Source organism: Cuspidothrix issatschenkoi CHARLIE-1, assembly GCF_002934005.1.
Classification (GTDB): domain Bacteria; phylum Cyanobacteriota; class Cyanobacteriia; order Cyanobacteriales; family Nostocaceae; genus Cuspidothrix; species Cuspidothrix issatschenkoi.
This window is the reverse complement of record NZ_PGEM01000087.1, coordinates 22,332-39,741: the sequence shown is the minus strand read 5'-3', so window position 1 is coordinate 39,741 and position 17,410 is coordinate 22,332. Positions and strand designations below refer to the sequence as shown.

The window sequence follows — 17,410 nt, the reverse complement described above, 5'->3', positions numbered from 1 at the left end:
GTTGGAGGAAGGAACTACTGCACCGGAAATGATGTTGTTTCCGTAGAGTAATGAACCTGCAACTGGTTCACGGATACCGTCAATGTCAACGGGAGGAGCAGCTACGAATGCAATGGCGAAGCAAGCGATAGCAGAGAGAAGAGTAGGGATCATCAGTACGCCGAACCAACCAATATAGATGCGGTTGTCTGTGCTGGTGATGAATTCGCAAAAGCGATCCCATACGTTGGCGCTTTGGCGCTGTTGTAAGGTGGTGGTCATGTGTTTATGATTGCGTTTGAGTTATGTATGTTTCGGTAGGTGTTTCTACCTTATGAACTTATATTAAGCAAAATATTTCTATTTGTAAAGTTATTTAACTAAAGTATTGGTTATAGCAGTTATCAGTTTTTCTAATGTGTGGAGAGGCACAGAAATCTAGTTTCTGTGCCTTATGCTGATCAACCGGGAGGCCATGCCATAGGACGACGGCCAAGAATTGCACATAATCAGAACCCCCTGTAGTCACCCCTTAGTAAGGGAGGAGGGCGAAGCCGGGGGGTAAACTATATGCAACTTTGCAAAGAAATGGTATGATTGGAGCTTACACTAAATCTTTTCTTGTAGGCTCAATCCCTTGCTGTATAAGGTTTATGACTTAGAAGACGTAAAATAACTTGGAAACCCTTAAAGCCTTGCCTAGAGAGACTTTGGCGGATTAGGAGGGCAAATTAGTCTAAACTCCAGGGTATGACTGATGTAGTTTTATCTCAATATTTTTGTAAGAATTCAGGTGAGGTAAAAAGATCCCCGACTTCTGTGAGCAATTTATCATTGATGGACACAATTAATAAAAGAAGTCGGGGATCTGGGTATAAACGAGCGCTATGGCTGAATACTTACATATTTTTTACATTTGTAGCTGCGTGGATAGCCGTGATAATTGCATTATTTATCGCCATATCTTTACTTGTAGAAATGACATTTTCAGATACAGTCCGTTGAGCAACTACACCACAAACGGCAGCAGCAGCAAAACCATAAACTCCTGCCATTTTAAATAGTGTACCCGCTTCCATTTCATAATTCAAAATATTTAATTGGCGATATTCTTCAGTAATTCCTTCTAGTTTACGTATTAAATGAGAATTAGCTGAATTTGTCCGTTCTTGTCCTTCATAAAAAGTGTCAACGGAAGCGGTAATTCCTAAATAATGTTCAATTTTTAATTCTTGTGCAGCATTGACTAAAGCCACAGTTAAAAACGGATCTGCTGCTGCTGGATATTCTACAGGTGCAATATCATTTGCAGCACCTTGACGACATAAAGCTGCACTACTAATAACAATACTCCCAACAGGTATATGAGGTTGAATTGAACCACAAGTACCAATGCGAATGATTTTTTGTATCCCTACTTGTACCAATTCATTAACTACAATACTTAAAGAAGGCGCACCCATACCGCTAGTAGCAGATAAAACTGGTTTACCATTGGGTAAATATCCCAAATAGCTATGGAGTCCACGATTTTCTGATAATATCCGTACATCATGTAAATAGGTTTGGGCGATGAAATTAGCCCGTTGCGGATCACCTGATAATAATGCAATTGTGGGAGATGGTGAACCTAAATCTTCCCATCCAAAATCAATATGATATAAGTGTTTATTTGTCATAATTAGCACCAAATTACATACTCCTGAATATAGACGTAAAGATTTTTTTAGAATCACCAATTACTAATCACTGCATTCTATCAATTGTGCGATATTGAATTGCTTCTGCTACGTGCTGGGGTTTAAGATTTTCATCTCCAGTTAAATCTGCTATAGTTCGTGCTACTTTGAGAATGCGATCGCTCGCTCTTGCGGATAACCCTAATTTTCTAATTGCTGCTTCTAATAAATTGCGACTTGGATCATCTAAATTACACCATTTTTGTAAATGACGACTTTGCATTTGAGCATTACAACGCAGATTATTTTCTGATTGAAACCGATTTGTGGCAATATCCCGCGCTTTTTGCACCCTTTCCCGGACAAATTTTGATGGTTCTCCTGTTGTGGATGTTTGAGTAATTTCCTCTGGTTTTAGGCGATTTACCGCTACTTGTAAATCAATTCTATCCATCAATGGTCCTGATAATTTTGCCCAATATTGCTCTCTTTGTCTAGGTGAGCAGGTGCATCCTTGAATTGTATCACCATAATAACCACAAGGACAGGGATTTGTAGAAGCTACTAATGTAAATTGTGCGGGAAAAACGACAGATTGACGAGTACGAGAAATGGTAACATAACCATCTTCTAAAGGTTGACGTAAAAACTCTAAAACATCTCTTTTAAATTCCGTTAATTCATCCAGAAATAAAATTCCTCGATGAGATAAAGAAATTTCACCAGGACGGGGAAAACTACCTCCACCAACTAAAGAAGGACCTGATGCGGAATGATGGGGACTACGAAAAGGTCTTTCTCTAACTAATGAACCACGATTTTTTAATAAACCAGCAACAGAATGAATGCGAGTAACTTCTAAAGATTCCGAAAATTCCAACGGTGGTAAAATACCCGGTAAACGTCTTGCTAACATTGTTTTACCACTACCAGGGGGACCGACAAAAATTAAATTGTGTCCTCCGGCAGCAGCGATTTCCAAAGCTCGACGTGCATGAGATTGTCCTTTAACATCTTGCAAATCTGCTAAATGTAAAGATTTTCCTGATAAAGTTTCTGCGGTTTTATTTAATTTAACAGGTTTATATTTGCTAGGATTATTTAATAAATCCACTACATCAGAAATATTATTACAACTATAAACATCTAATCCTTCAACAACCGCAGCTTCTTGAGCATTATCAATAGGAACAACTAAACCAGAAATTCCCATTTTTTGAGCAGTTGCAGCAATGGGTAAAACACCCGCAACAGGACGCAAACTACCATCTAAAGAAACTTCACCTAAAAATAAAAAATCGCCTAATAAATCAGGATTGACCTGTTCAGAAGCGGCTAAAATCCCCACACTAATTGGTAAATCAAAAGCGGGGCCTTCTTTCCTTAAATCTGCGGGGGTGAGGTTAATTACGATCTTTCGCATAGGAAAAGCAAAACCGGCATTTTTCAATGTTGCTTTTACCCGTTCTTTAGATTCTTGAATTGCGGAATCAGGTAAACCTAAAATTACAATTCCCGGTAAGCCACCGGAAACATCAACTTCCACACCGACTTTAACCGCGTCGATCCCGATAATAGATGCACTCCAGACTCTAGCCAGCATTTTTTATATATTAATAAACCCTGATAATATCAAAGCAGATCCGGCGGTGCATTAACAATGAGTGAAATCACTGAATACAAATGTTAATAATCATAAACTTAGAACAACTTCAAGCTAAAACAATAGTAGCTAAAGATGGAGGTGACTTATGGTTCAAGCATTAGTAAAACCATCAACCTACGATAATTTTCACCAGATACTTAATGATGATTTTTAATCATAACCGCATCCGGTAAATTAGCCGACATTGGCAATGGGTGATTTGATAGATTTACTTATGGTTCAAATGTATTATAATACATGGGTTAAGATTTTGGACTTGCTGGAAATATTGAAATTGGAAACTGAAGCAATAATTGCTCTCATCCCAGTTTCAATAATACTTTATTATCAGCAATAATACTGTGTGTAAAAATCAAAACTTTATGAATTCTCCACAAAAAGTTGATATCAAGTCAGAGATTATGAATATGCCTAGCTGGTTGCGTCGCCCCATTGGCAAAGCCAGTGAAATTTCTACTGTCCAACGTATCATTAAGCAAAGGCAAATTCACACAATTTGCGAAGAAGGGCGTTGTCCTAATCGGGGTGAATGCTATGCCCAAAAAACTGCCACTTTTTTATTAATGGGTTCAATTTGTACCCGCGCTTGTGCTTTTTGTCAAGTAGATAAAGGTCATGCGCCCATGATTTTGGATGAGTCAGAACCTCAAAAGGTGGCAGAATCAGTTCAGCTTTTAGGACTGCGCTATGTGGTATTAACTTCTGTTGCCCGTGATGACTTAGCTGATGGGGGTGCGAGTCATTTTATCAAAACTATGGAAACTATTCGCCACCTCAACCCAGAAACGGAAATTGAAGTGCTGACACCGGATTTTTGGGGGTCTGGAGGTGTAGAAAGTCAACGCCACAGTATAGAGTTGATTATTAAGGCGCAACCAGCTTGTTTTAATCATAATGTGGAAACGGTACGCAGGTTAACTCCACCTGTGCGTCGTGGAGCGAAATATGACCGATCCTTAGCTGTCTTAGCAGCAGTGAAAGAATTTAATGATCAGATTCCTACTAAGTCAGGTGTGATGGTGGGACATGGGGAAACTATGGAGGAATTAATAGAGACAATGGCGGATTTGCGATCTGTAAAATGCGATCGCCTCACCATTGGTCAATATATGCGCCCTTCTTTAGATCATCTCCCCGTCCAAAAATATTGGACACCAGAGGAATTTACAGAACTCGGTAATATAGCCAAGGACATGGGATTTAATCATGTTCGTTCTGGTCCCCTGGTTCGCAGTTCCTATCATGCCGGGGTTGACTGTTGACTATTGCCTATTGCCTCGCCCACTTGATATATAATGCTACGATATCAAGTATTGAATTAAGACTATTGCCGACGCGAAAACCAAGCAATGATAGCGGTAGTCTTTCTTGTAAATCTTAACTTTAGAAAGAGTGCGTTGGGCTACAGCGTGCAAGTCTATGGAGGGATAACTGCTTCCATGCTCCCGTTGAAGTAGAAAGTAAAGTCTAGCTTTGTCTAGGTTTTATATAGCAGTTTGCTATTTCTTAAAAAGTCACGTAATTAGGAGAACGACTTATGACTGCTAAAAGCAAACCGGAAGTTAAACCTTCCTACGCTTTCCGTACTGGTTGGGCATTGTTACTTTTGGCTGTGAACTTTTTGGTAGCAGCTTACTACTTCCACATCATTGAATAGTTAGAAGTAGACTGGTGCTGCTTAAATTGTGCCTTTAAATAAACCCTTGGGGCGAATAAGCAGCACCAAAATCATGATTAGTAGGGCTACACCCTGTTTATACTGTGAACCAAGCCAAGGCGTACTAATTTCCTGGGCAATACCAATAATAAAGGCGGCAGCGATCGCTCCGTAGGGATTACCAATACCTCCCAAAATCACTGAAGCAAATAAGGGTAAAATCAAAAACCAGCCCATATTCGGGCGCACTGCGGTAATTAGCCCGTACATACTGCCACCTAATGAAGTAAATACCCCGGCAATTATCCAAGTCCAGAGAATTATTCTATCAACATTAATACCAGAAACTCGCGCTAAATCTAAATCATCAGCTACTGCCCGCATCCCTTTGCCAATTTTAGTATTTTGCAGCAGGTAGTGAAGGGATAAAATAGCTAAAATAGCTAATCCCAATACCAATAATTGATTTTGGGGTATTTTTAATGTCTCAAATTCTAAAGCGGGTATCACAGGCAGATTATAGTTTTGGTTTTTACCTCCCCAGATAAAAATAATCCCATTGCGAAGGAATAACGCTAACCCGATAGAAATAATGATCAATGTTGTTGAGGTAGCACGAATAGACCGCATTTTCGACCATAGCAGTTTTTCTGCCAGTAACATTACCCCTACTGTTCCGACAGCAGCCACGATCATTGATAGCCAAATATTGACACCCATACCATTAATCATGAGGGTGAGATAAGCTCCCAATGTGAGAAAATCACCGTGAGCAAAATTAGATAACCGCAAAATTCCATAGGTTAAAGTCAGTCCAACTGCTGCTAGGGCAATAATGCTACCTACAGCAATACCATTGATAATTAATTGAGCAAACAGTTGTATATCCATAAATTATGAAGTTACTGTGAATTCATTGTAAAGTTAGGTAGTTGCTATTGACAAAATGGCTAGTCAGTGGTTGTATTCCATCATCCTTGGGATCTTCGTCACATTCAGCACTATTAGTAATGGGTTATATATAAATTGCATTTGTAGGTTAATATACATAAATACTGTTTACATTTTTATTTGTGAGCAGAATGTTTTTTCATCGGTCTAGTTGACCATGCAGCAGTCTTCCAGTTTACCAGAACGAAACTTACAAATAGACGGAAAGCCACTTTTGACAACAATTGAACATCTGCGGTATCAATTGTGGTTAGAAAGTAGCCTCAATCAATTACAGATTCGCCTTAAAGATTATCTAATTTCCCTGGCTACTACAACTTCCTTAGCAATACCCACGGAATCTGATATTCTGGAAATAGTAGTTAACGAACTTCACAAAGCTTTAAGTGATAGTCTGATTGCGTTTACCCAGTGTATCGTAGCTGTTGCCCTATTTGAACCAGAACAAACCATTGGTCAAATTTCTCATATCTCAAATTTATCGTTCACTCCTAATATTGAGAGTATACCCTCCACGGGAAAGAAGCTAATTCTCAGATTGCATAAATCTATTCAGCTTCAAGATTTACAGCAAATGGAGACTCAGCAAGGTGCTTGGCATTTATTTAAGAATGCTCAGGGGAAAAAAGGATGGTTGATCATCAATACTAGCAGTTTTCCAGCCGATTCTAAATTATTTAAAGATGCCTTTGCCCCTCTGAAACTGCAATTAATCAAAAAAACTATAGAACATTGTCGTACTGCATTGGCAGAATTGGCAAAAATACAATCTTGTCAACAATATTATCAACAATTAGCTCAAGTTAATCAGGATTTAGAAGAAACTAATCAGCTTAAAAATCAGTTTTTAGCTAATACCAGTCACGAAATTCGCACACCGCTAAGTTCAATAATTGGTTTTACCCATTTACTTTTAGCACAGGGTTATGAACCAGATAAAGCCCGTCATCAAGAGTATTTAAATATTATTCAATCTAGTGGTAAGCATTTACTGGGATTAATTAATGATATTTTGGATCTGTCAAAAATTGAAGCCAATCAACTAGAAGTACAATGGGAAATTGTGGAAATTTCTACCTTGTGTCGGAATATTTTAGCTTTGGTGAAAGAGAAAGCCGCCAATAAAGGTTTAATACTACGTTTAGAAATAGCACCAGATATTAAAAATGTGATCGCTGACCCTTTGCGGCTCAAACAAATGCTATTGAATTTGCTTTTTAATGCTATTAAATTTACCACTAAAGGTACTGTAGGATTAAAGGTTTCTAGTGAAGATGAATTTTTGCGCTTTACAATTTGGGATACTGGTACTGGTATCTCTGCTGAAGATCAGGCTCTCCTATTTCAACCTTATAGTCAAGTAGTTAACCCGGCAGTTAATCCTGATGAAGGTACGGGTTTGGGATTAGTAGTAACTCAAAAACTCGCAGAAATTCATGGTGGTTATTTAGAGTTAGAATCGTTAGTTAATCAAGGTTCTCGTTTTAGTATTCTATTACCTCTCAAACCGACAGGAAAGGTTTTAACAGCTATAGAAACAACAGCAGAGAATGATTTAGAAGCAGTCGGTCATCCTTGTCATCATCACAGTCTGATTTCTTCATCTTTAATTTTGCTGGTGGAAGATGATTTTGCCAATGGGGAATTAATCAGCATTTATTTAAGGAAATTAGGATATCAGGTAACCTGGGTAAAAAATGAAAGAGAAATGTGGACTAATCTTCAAGAAACTAATCCAGCAATCATTCTCATGGATGTGAGTTTACCTGATGCCAATGGGCTAAATTTAGTGCAAGAATTACGAGAAAAGGACGAATATCAACACATACCGATTATTGCCCAAACGGCAATGGCAATGAAAGGAGATCGAGAAACTTGTTTAGCGGCTGGTTTCAATGACTATATTTCTAAACCGATTGATTTACAACTTTTAGGTAGTATGCTGGGTAAGTATTGTTAATGTGTCATAATTTCAGATGAAGAAATAAGATCCTCTAATTCACTAGATCAATTGATCATTTATGGACATAATCAATTGTAGTATTGTAGGGTGTGTTAGCGACAGCGTAACGCACCCTATGTATATTGCCAAAATCAAATCCGATAGCTATAGCAACAAGTAACAAACTAAGCAATCAAACTGAAATCACTACTAGTGAGGGTGATATTAGGATTACCTAAACGGGCAAACTCAAATACCGTTGTTACACCCAAAACGTTTCCGTCTTGATTATAGAACAGACTTCCCGTATCTTGACTAAAGACAATCCGAGCATTACTAGCGTCTACAAATTCATCACCAGTAACTACTGCAAAGTCAGTGAAAGCCTCTTCTACAAGATTAGAAATGGCGTTGAAAGTAGTTTTACTTAATACAATTTGGTCTAGTCCCGTGTCAAAGTCACTAATGTAATCAACGCCTAAACTGGTAGCAAAGACACTATCGCTTTGGAAAAGATATTTATCACTACCGAGTCCTCCCGTCAAAATATCATCACCAAGTCCTCCGCAGAGGCTATCATCACCGATTCCACCGTTGAGAATATCATTACTTACTCCTCCCCAAAGGCTATCATCCCCTCCTAAGCCCTGGAGTTGGTCATTGCCATCACCGCCCTTTAAGGTATTATTCAGTGTATTACCCGTGAGACGGTCATTAGCCGTGCCACCTGTAGCATTTTCAATGACATTATTGGCAGAAAGGATGAGTTTGAGATTGCTATTAACGGTTTGTGATGTAGTGATACCTAAATTTACATTCACAGCAGCAATTGTTCCCGTAAAATCAATAGTATCAGTTCCCCCTGTTGCCGTTTCTGTAATTGTGTCAGTTCCCAAAGCACTATTAGCTACAAAAGAATAAGTGTCATTGCCATCAAGACCTGAGAGGGTGTTATTGGCACTGTTACCTGTAAGGATGTTATTACCTGCGTTACCTGTACCGTTAATTGCGGCTGTTCCTGTCAGGGTCAGGTTCTCAATATTTGACAGAGTATCTAGACTCAAGGTAACACTAGATTCAATAGTATCTGTGCCTTCATTGTCATTTTCTGTAATGGTGTCAGTTGTAGTATCAACAATGTAAGTATCGTCACCTAAACCACCAATGAGGGTATCATTACCCGCTCCACCAGTAAGGACGTTATTACCACTGTTACCCGTAATGACATTATTACCTGCGTTACCTGTACCGTTAATTGCAGTTGTTCCTGTCAGAGTCAGGTTTTCAATAAATCTTATTTGTGCTACTGGCATAAGCCCCATTAGCACCGCCAAGAATGCTACTATCAAGAATTTCAATTTGCGGAAGCTGACTAAAATCACCAGATTGCCACTGTAAATGCAAAATTTCCGCAAAACTACGGTTGTATTGTGTACCAAAAGCGGTATTGAAAACCTGCCAGAAATTGCCTAAACCAGAAAACGCGATCAGTTGGTTATATGTCAGCATCAGAGCAGAGTCAAGTATAGTATTCATGACTTAATTAATTATTGGGATTAAAATGATATTTGAAAGCAATAGGATGTGTCACAATTTGTAACACTTTTTAGTCAAACATTATATACGAGCAACATTGACACAAATACTTACAAGTGTCAACCCCTATATTTATATCTATGAGACTAGTTAGAGGATGTCTGAAGACTTGTTTCTGTGGTATCCAACACTTGTAGATTCCCCTCTCCCTTAATAAGGCTACGGTGTATAGACAAGTTTTATCTGTCTTCGTTTTATGATTATTTAGCCCCCTAAGGCATCAAAACCCTATTAGGCAACTTGATTAGACTGTACACGGTAAGTTTTTAGACCGGGAAGTGTCAAAAACTATACTCGCCAAATATGCTCTAGATAGGTTAAAAATGAAAATAATGGACAATGGACAATTGATTCTTAAAAGTTGCATCTAGCATTCTCAAAAGAATCACTGTACCTGAAGTTGAGAGAATTTTCCCGCTTTTGGGCAGTTTGTGTCAGGATAAAATCACTGGTTAGGCGCGATATATTATCTTGACATTTCGCAAAAATTACTCCAACTTGACTGTTTAGCTTGATAGCTATTCTTTTTTTTAAATTTCCATGTCAACTCTCGTCATCGTCGAATCTCCAACAAAAGCTCGTACCATCCGCAACTACCTACCAAAAGACTATCGGGTAGAAGCTTCCATGGGTCATGTTCGTGACCTCCCCCAGTCGGCCAGTGAAATTCCCGCCGCTGTTAAAGGGGAAAAATGGGCGCAGCTTGGGGTCAATGTAGAAGCCGACTTTGAACCGGTTTATGTAGTTCCTAAAGATAAAAAGAAAATTGTCACTCAGCTTAAAGAAGCCCTCAAAGGCGTAACTGAACTGATTTTGGCAACTGACGAAGACCGGGAAGGTGAAAGCATTAGTTGGCATTTATACCAATTGCTCAAACCCAAAGTGCCAACAAAGCGCATGGTATTTCATGAAATTACCCAAGAAGCCATTCAAAGGGCTTTGCAAGATTGTCGTAACATTGATGAGCAGTTAGTTCGCGCCCAAGAAACTCGGCGGATTTTAGATAGATTAGTAGGATATACCCTATCTCCATTACTATGGAAAAAAATTGCTTGGGGCTTATCCGCTGGGCGAGTACAATCTGTGGCAGTACGCTTATTAGTAACTAGGGAACGCCAACGCCGGGCTTTCCATGAAGGTACATATTGGGATTTAAAAGCTAGTCTAGAACAGGAAAAAAGTCCTTTTACCGCCGTTCTAGTCACCCTTGGTGGTACTAAAGTTGCCACAGGCAGCGATTTTGATCCCACAACCGGCGGAATTACCGCAGGTCGCAATGTCGTATTACTGAATGAGGAACAAGCCGCAGCCCTGAAAGCACTCCTAGAAGGGAAAACTTGGACAGTGAGGGAAATGGAAGAACGTCCGGTGACTCGCAAACCAGCACCACCGTTTACGACTTCTACCCTCCAGCAAGAATCTAACCGAAAATTGCGCTTGTCGGCACGGGATACCATGCGGGTGGCACAGAGTTTGTATGAGCAAGGGTATATCACCTATATGCGGACAGATTCAGTACATTTGTCTGATCAAGCGATATCCGCCGCCCGCGCTTGTGTAGAACAAAAATACGGGAAACAATACCTCAGTCCCCAACCGCGACAATACACCACCAAATCTAAAGGCGCGCAGGAAGCCCACGAAGCCATTCGTCCTGCTGGTAGCAGTTTCCGCACACCCCAAGAAACCGGTTTAGGTGGACGGGAATTTTCTGTCTATGATTTGATTTGGAAGCGCACTGTTGCCTCACAAATGGCTGACTCCCGCCAAACTCAAGTTACTGTGCAAATCCAAGTTGAAGATGCTGGTTTTCGCTCCTCTGGTAAGCGCATAGATTTTCCTGGCTACCTCCGCGCCTATGTCGAAGGTTCGGATGATCCTGATGCCGCTTTAGAAGATCAAGAAATAATTCTACCTACTCTGAAAGTTGGTGATCATCCTCAATGTCATGAACTGGAAACCGTAGGCCATGAAACCCAACCTCCCGCCCGTTACACTGAAGCAACTCTGGTAAAAACCTTAGAAAGTGAAGGTATTGGCCGTCCTAGTACCTACGCAAGTATCATTGGCACAATCATTGATAAAGATTATGCTCAATTGGTGAATAATGCCCTAATTCCTACTTTCACGGCTTTTGCTGTCACTGACTTACTAGAAAAACATTTTCCAGATATTGTTGATCCCAGTTTTACTTCCAAAATGGAGCAAACCTTGGATGAAATTTCCACAGGTGAAGCGCAATGGCTACCTTACTTGAAGAAATTTTATCTTGGTGAACAGGGTTTAGAAACTTTGGTGAGGGAACGGGAAACCGAAATTGATGCCGGCAAAGCTAGAACTGTAGAACTAGAAAATTTAGATGCTAAAGTCCGTATTGGTAAATATGGACCCTACATCGAAGTTGCTAATGGTGAGGATGTAGTTACAGCTTCTATTCCGAAAAATCTCACCCCGGCAGACCTTAACCCTAAACAAGTTGAAGTTCTCCTCAAACAAAAAACCGTTGGACCTGACCAACTTGGTCGTCATCCTGAAACTGGAGAACCAATTTATATAAAACTTGGGACTTATGGGCCCTATGTCCAATTGGGCGATAAAACTGAGGAAAATCCTAAACCCAAACAAGCTTCTTTACTCAAAGGTGTGACACCAGAAACCATCACCTTAGAAATGGCTGTTGGTTTATTGTCCCTCCCCCGTGCTTTAGGAACTCATCCAGAAACAGGTGGAAAAATCCAAGCTAGTTTGGGACGGTTTGGACCCTATGTTGTCCATGACCAAGGCAAGGAGGGCAAAGACTACCGTTCTCTAAAATCAACAGATGATGTATTGACAATTTCTCTCAATCGTGCATTAGAATTACTAGCAGAACCCAAAAAAGGACGTACTGCTGCTAAAAGTAAGTCTAAAGCAGCCTTACGGGAATTGGGGACACATCCAGAAGATGATTCACCAATTAATATTTATGATGGACCCTATGGCCCTTACATCAAACACGGGAAAACGAATGTGAGTATTCCCGAAGGTGAATCAGTAGAAAATATCACCATATCTACAGCGGTTGAATTACTGTCAGCTAAAGCATCTACTACAAAATCTGCTGCACGCAAAACCACTAAATCAGCTACTACAACTAAATCCACAAAAGGTAGAGCGAAAAAGACAGACGCGGCAAGTTAGAGAAACCGTTGACGGTTGACTGTTGATTGTTGACCGTTGACTGTTGACTATTCTTTTTTGCCTATTCCTGATCATCAATTACCCATTACTCACGATGGATATGATAATCTAATAAGTAAGGGAAAACACAAAATCAGAATTTCCTAGTATCCATTACCATACTTATGGAAATGTGTCAACCTTATTAAAGGCTAAATGTGCGATAATACGCCAGTTTCTGCGACCCTGTTAAATAAAATTGAGGTACTATCCCAGGAGCGGTCAGTTTAATGGATTATATAGAAAAGGTGCTGGAAAAGCTGAAAGAATTAGCTCGAAAGTTAATTGATAGTCTGCTAGGTCCTGAAGCTGAACCGGAACCGGAACTGATTCCGATTCCTGTCAATGAGCGTTCTATGCGCCGTCGTTAAAATCCTGAAGGTGTGGGAGTTGAATTTATCAGCTTTAAGTATTCTTGTACTGCATGGCCCAAATCTGAATTTGCTAGGAACCAGAGAGCCAGGTGTTTATGGTTCTTTAACTCTGGCAGAAATTAACCGTTTGTTAGAGTCCAAAGCCTCGGAACTAAAAGCGGAAATGTTGCCCGTGCAGTCAAATCATGAAGGGGTTTTAGTAGATGCTATTCATGGGGCATTAGGAAAACATCAGGGAATTGTGATTAACGCTGGGGCTTACACTCATACTAGTGTAGCTTTGCGAGATGCGATCGCTGCTGTTAATTTACCTACTGTTGAAGTACATCTAAGTAATATTTATCGTCGGGAAGATTTTCGCCATCATTCTTATATAGCACCAGTGGTAATTGGTCAAATCAGTGGCTTTGGCGCTCAAAGTTATATATTGGGTTTGGAAGCACTGGTCTACTATTTAAGGCAGTAATTCAGTTGACAGGTGACAGGTGACAGTAAACAGTAAGTAATAGAAATTACCTACTACCAATCACCTATTACTGATTAAAAATTATGCGTTATTCTCTGTTGCATCGGGTGAGGGGTGCTTTCCTAGGAGCTTTTTTAGGAGAGGGGTTATCTCACTCAAGCGGTTTTAATTTGGGTAAAATTGCGGTTTTAGGGACGGAAAGTTTAATTAGTTTGGGTGAGTTAGATATAGATGATTGGTTAAAACGTCAACAACAAGCTGGGATTAAATTAGAAACAAATATTGATTCTTGGGGACAAATAATTCTCGCTACGTTACCAGTGGCGATTTTTTTTCATGATGATATTGAGAAAATGCGAGCTAATATTCTCGAAGTGCAAAGAATATGCAATTGTCCCGATGAGGTAATAGTAAGAGATGCCAGTTTAATTATAGGATATGCGATCGCTCAATCTCTCAACGAAAAACTCAACCCTTCTACCCTCATCTCCGAAACAATTAATTTCTTAGGTGAAACATCAACTTACCTACCAGAACAATTAATAAAAGTTAATGATTTATTAAAAACATCTGCGAGTCTGGATATAGCAGTCAGAGAATTGAGTAGTTCAGAAAAATTAACAAGCAATATTGGTTTGGCTGTTTATTGTTTTCTGAGTACCTTAGAAGACTTTTCTCTGACGGTATTACGAGCTAGTCGAAATCATGGAGGTTACAATCAAAATATCACCAGTGCGATCGCTGGGGCATTGTCAGGTGCATATAATAGCACAATGGGTATACCTGTAAATTGGCAAATTTCAGCCTCAGTTAGCAATTCTGGGGCATGGGGATTGGAGAGTTTTACCCAGATATTAAGATTAGCCGATAAAATGATAGGGATGTGGGCTGGAGTATATGACTGGAGCGATGATTTTGGCGAATTTCTAGAGACAAGATATACTATCTTTGCTGCTCCTCATATTATCCGTGGACGTTGACATAAGAAATTTATATAGCAGGGAACAGGGATCTCATTCAAGTGCATACCGTTATAGTAAACTTGGAAACGGTTGTATTTAAATCTGAATGGTTTTAAGTACAAACTGCTATCCCCACCTAACTTATTATAAAGCTTGGGTGGTATTAGCGGTAGCATTCCGGAGGCATTAGCCACATTTGAGGTATTTCGCGGCAGGAAAGATGAAAACGCAGCAATTTTTGCAGTCCTTGAGCCAACAATTCAAGCAATGGCAGCGACAATATAAAGTGCTATTTCGTAAAGAAAAGCACCAATACAAACTGCATAGACATTTTTTCAAAAATTTCCTTTTGTATTTATCAGCCAATAGTCATCAAGGTAAACAAAGAACTAGAGAAAAATCAACTACTAAATTAGCTAGGAAACACAGTAGTATTGATCAAATTATTTTGAGATGGTTATATCAAAAACGCTCCTTAATCATGTTGGTTTTGGCAATATTATCACTCACAAGTGTAATTGGTCATGACTTCTATAATCAACCAAAAGTTAAAGTTGATCATATCGCTTTACAGACATTTATTGCCCCCTATACAGATTCTATTGAAGATCAGCAAGAGACAGAACAGAAACGACAAGATGCTATAGATAATTCTCGGCCGATTTTGATGATTAATCAAAAAATCAATGATCAAATCAATCAAAAGTTAGAAACAATTTTAGATACAAGTAATCAACTACGAGAGATAGCTGGAATTTTTCCATTTTTTGATACATCAGTTTTATCAATTTCCAGTCAAAATTATCTTCGCTCTGTTGCTGACTCAGAATGGCAAAAACTCAAACTAAATTTAGAAAATAATCGCCAACAAAATTTAAAAAAACAAAGTGCAAAATTTTTATTATCACAACCAACCTTAGAAAACAGGAAACAAATTCCTAGTGTGTCCAATTTACCAGCATTACCATTATCTGATGACTTGGATAATATAACAATGCCTTTACTTGGTTATAGTAAACAGAATGATCAATCTGCATATCTGAAAGCATTATCAGAAATGGAACTTTATCAAGTTACAACATCAGCAGCTAATTTTTCTAAATTAATCACCCAAATATCTCAAGTGAGGCAAAGATATCATCACGCCATTAATAAAGCATTATACCTAGATAATCAAGCTGCAAATACAATTTATACAGAGCCTATAATTTTAAATTTAACGGATAATGATTGGCTAAAAATACAAATGAGAATTCGTAAAATTGCTGAAAGAATTCTTGCTCAAGGGATCTCCCCAGGATTACCAGAAAATATTGTGAATAATGCTATTGTTTTACAGGTAAGATTATCTGTACCTAGTGAAGCTGAATCATTAGTAACAAAAGTATTATTAGCGATCATAAAACCAAATCTCACCGAAGATAAAGCCAAAACTCAACAAAAAGCTGAATTAGCAGCTAGAGAAATACCATCTGTGATATTACACACTAAAAAAGGACAAGTAATTGTTAGTAAAGGAGACAAAATTACCACAAAAACATTCCAGATATTAGCACATTATAACCTAATTGGTCGGCAGATAAATTGGTTAGGTTTAATGATTATTGGTGTTGTTGTAACTATAGCAATTTCAATTTTTGTCTGGTTAGAAAGAAAAAGTCATAATTATTTACGACAACGGGATTATTTATTAGTTTTATTACTAACGCTGACCGTTCCCGGAGTTTTAGCCATTGGTTTACCCTATACGACCTGGAGTGCTATTGGTTTATTATTAGGCAGTTTTTATGGACCAACTGTAGGTTTAACCGTGGTGGGATTATTGTCATTAATACTACCATTTAGTATAGAAACAAGTAATGTTTTACTACTAGCTGGTGCAGTGGGGGGAATGTTAAGTAGTTATATCGCCCATAGATTGCGATCGCGTGAAGAATTAGCCTTATTAGGTGTAATTACTGCCCTCACTCAAGGAGGCATATATCTATTATTAAAAATATTCACTGGTGGAGTATTTGGTTCAGGTTGGTATATCTTCCAAGAAGCAGGTTTATTTGCAGTTTCTGGATTATCTTGGAGTATTATAGCTTTAGGTTTAAGTGCTTATTTAGAAACCCTATTTGATCTGATTACTCCCATTAGATTAGCAGAATTAGCTAATCCTAATCGTCCATTATTAAAGCGACTAGCGACAGAAACCCCAGGAACTTTTCAACATACTTTATTAGTAGCTACTCTCGCCGAAGCTGCCGCTAAAGAATTAAGATGTAATGTAGAATTAGTTAGGGCAGGAACTCTATATCATGATATTGGTAAAATGCACGATCCCTTGGGATTTATTGAAAATCAAATGGGAAATCCTAATAAACATGAAACAGAAATTAAAGATCCTTGGAAAAGTGCTGAACTAATTAAAAAGCACGTTACTGAAGGGTTATTAATGGCAAAAAAACATAATTTGCCAACAGCAATTCAGGCTTTTATTCCCGAACATCAAGGGACAATGGCGATCGCTTATTTTTATCACCAAGCCCAGCAAATAGCTAAAAAAAATCCCCATATCATAGTAGATAAAGCAGATTTTTGTTATGATGGACCTATCCCCCAATCACGGGAAACAGGAATCGTTATGTTAGCAGATTCTTGTGAAGCAGCGCTACGCAGTCTTAAAGACGCGACTTCAGAACAAGCATTAAATATGCTCAACAATATTATCCATGCTAAATGGCAAGATGAACAATTAATAGATTCAGGATTAACTAAGGCAGAAATGCCAAAAATTGCCCAAATTTTTGTAGATGTGTGGCAACAATTTCATCATAAACGCATTGCTTACCCTAAGTCAAGAGCAGGTAATTCCTAGTGTTTAGCCTTTTAACTATAGAGTCCGTATTCCTAGATCAAAATTTTCCGATCAGG

Annotated in this window: 13 protein-coding genes and 1 pseudogene; 8 read left to right on the top strand and 6 right to left on the bottom strand. The window is 38.8% G+C overall.

The features are described from left to right. The 3 genes and pseudogenes from CUN59_RS12895 to CUN59_RS12885 form a co-directional block, all read right to left on the bottom strand. Positions 1–261, bottom strand: a pseudogene (locus CUN59_RS12895) (photosystem II q(b) protein); the annotation flags it as partial. Positions 262–878: 617 nt separating this feature from the next. Further along, entirely contained in the window at positions 879–1,658 is a 780-nt protein-coding gene (locus CUN59_RS12890) for a nucleoside phosphorylase (protein ID WP_104388225.1), read from the bottom strand. A gap of 67 nt (positions 1,659–1,725) precedes the next feature. Continuing rightward, a complete protein-coding gene (locus CUN59_RS12885) occupies positions 1,726–3,261 on the bottom strand; it encodes a YifB family Mg chelatase-like AAA ATPase (RefSeq protein ID WP_104388224.1) in 1,536 nt (511 codons plus the stop codon). Positions 3,262–3,686: 425 nt separating this feature from the next. On the opposite strand from CUN59_RS12885, the gene lipA reads away from it, so the two are divergent. Continuing rightward, entirely contained in the window at positions 3,687–4,586 is a 900-nt protein-coding gene (lipA, locus tag CUN59_RS12880) for a lipoyl synthase (RefSeq protein ID WP_104388223.1), read from the top strand. A 275-nt stretch (positions 4,587–4,861) separates the two neighbouring features. Next, positions 4,862–4,981: a photosystem I protein PsaX gene (locus CUN59_RS12875; RefSeq protein WP_104388222.1), complete on the top strand. Its 120-nt coding sequence runs from the start codon at positions 4,862–4,864 to the stop codon at positions 4,979–4,981. A 21-nt stretch (positions 4,982–5,002) separates the two neighbouring features. Here CUN59_RS12875 and CUN59_RS12870 read toward each other — a convergent pair whose 3' ends face one another. Further along, positions 5,003–5,872, bottom strand: coding sequence for a branched-chain amino acid ABC transporter permease (locus CUN59_RS12870; RefSeq protein WP_104388221.1), 870 nt, complete (start codon positions 5,870–5,872; stop codon positions 5,003–5,005). A 217-nt stretch (positions 5,873–6,089) separates the two neighbouring features. Between CUN59_RS12870 and hrmK the strand changes: the two genes are divergently transcribed. Further along, complete coding sequence (gene hrmK / locus CUN59_RS12865; RefSeq protein ID WP_104388220.1) at positions 6,090–7,892, top strand: hybrid histidine kinase/response regulator HrmK; 1,803 nt, start codon at positions 6,090–6,092, stop codon at positions 7,890–7,892. A gap of 167 nt (positions 7,893–8,059) precedes the next feature. Here hrmK and CUN59_RS12860 read toward each other — a convergent pair whose 3' ends face one another. Beyond that, complete coding sequence (locus tag CUN59_RS12860; protein ID WP_243406930.1) at positions 8,060–9,187, bottom strand: calcium-binding protein; 1,128 nt, start codon at positions 9,185–9,187, stop codon at positions 8,060–8,062. Beyond that, on the bottom strand, positions 9,159–9,410 hold the full coding sequence (locus CUN59_RS12855; protein ID WP_133164021.1) for a hypothetical protein: 252 nt from the start codon (positions 9,408–9,410) through the stop codon (positions 9,159–9,161). The genes CUN59_RS12860 and CUN59_RS12855 overlap by 29 nt, the downstream gene beginning before the upstream one ends. A 600-nt stretch (positions 9,411–10,010) precedes the next feature. On the opposite strand from CUN59_RS12855, the gene topA reads away from it, so the two are divergent. From topA to CUN59_RS12835, 5 genes are all read left to right on the top strand, one after another. Further along, positions 10,011–12,650 (top strand): type I DNA topoisomerase, encoded by a 2,640-nt coding sequence (topA, locus tag CUN59_RS12850; protein WP_104388217.1) that lies wholly within the window; start codon positions 10,011–10,013, stop codon positions 12,648–12,650. 269 nt (positions 12,651–12,919) lie between these two features. Further along, on the top strand, positions 12,920–13,060 hold the full coding sequence (locus CUN59_RS21445; RefSeq protein WP_165790196.1) for a hypothetical protein: 141 nt from the start codon (positions 12,920–12,922) through the stop codon (positions 13,058–13,060). Then, entirely contained in the window at positions 13,035–13,529 is a 495-nt protein-coding gene (gene aroQ / locus CUN59_RS12845) for a type II 3-dehydroquinate dehydratase (protein ID WP_104388216.1), read from the top strand. The genes CUN59_RS21445 and aroQ overlap by 26 nt, the downstream gene beginning before the upstream one ends. 83 nt (positions 13,530–13,612) lie before the next feature. After that, positions 13,613–14,509, top strand: a complete 897-nt coding sequence (locus CUN59_RS12840; RefSeq protein WP_104388215.1) for an ADP-ribosylglycohydrolase family protein — start codon at positions 13,613–13,615, stop codon at positions 14,507–14,509. A 202-nt stretch (positions 14,510–14,711) separates the two neighbouring features. Continuing rightward, positions 14,712–17,354, top strand: coding sequence for an HD family phosphohydrolase (locus CUN59_RS12835; protein WP_104388214.1), 2,643 nt, complete (start codon positions 14,712–14,714; stop codon positions 17,352–17,354). The last annotated feature ends 56 nt before the right edge of the window (positions 17,355–17,410 follow it).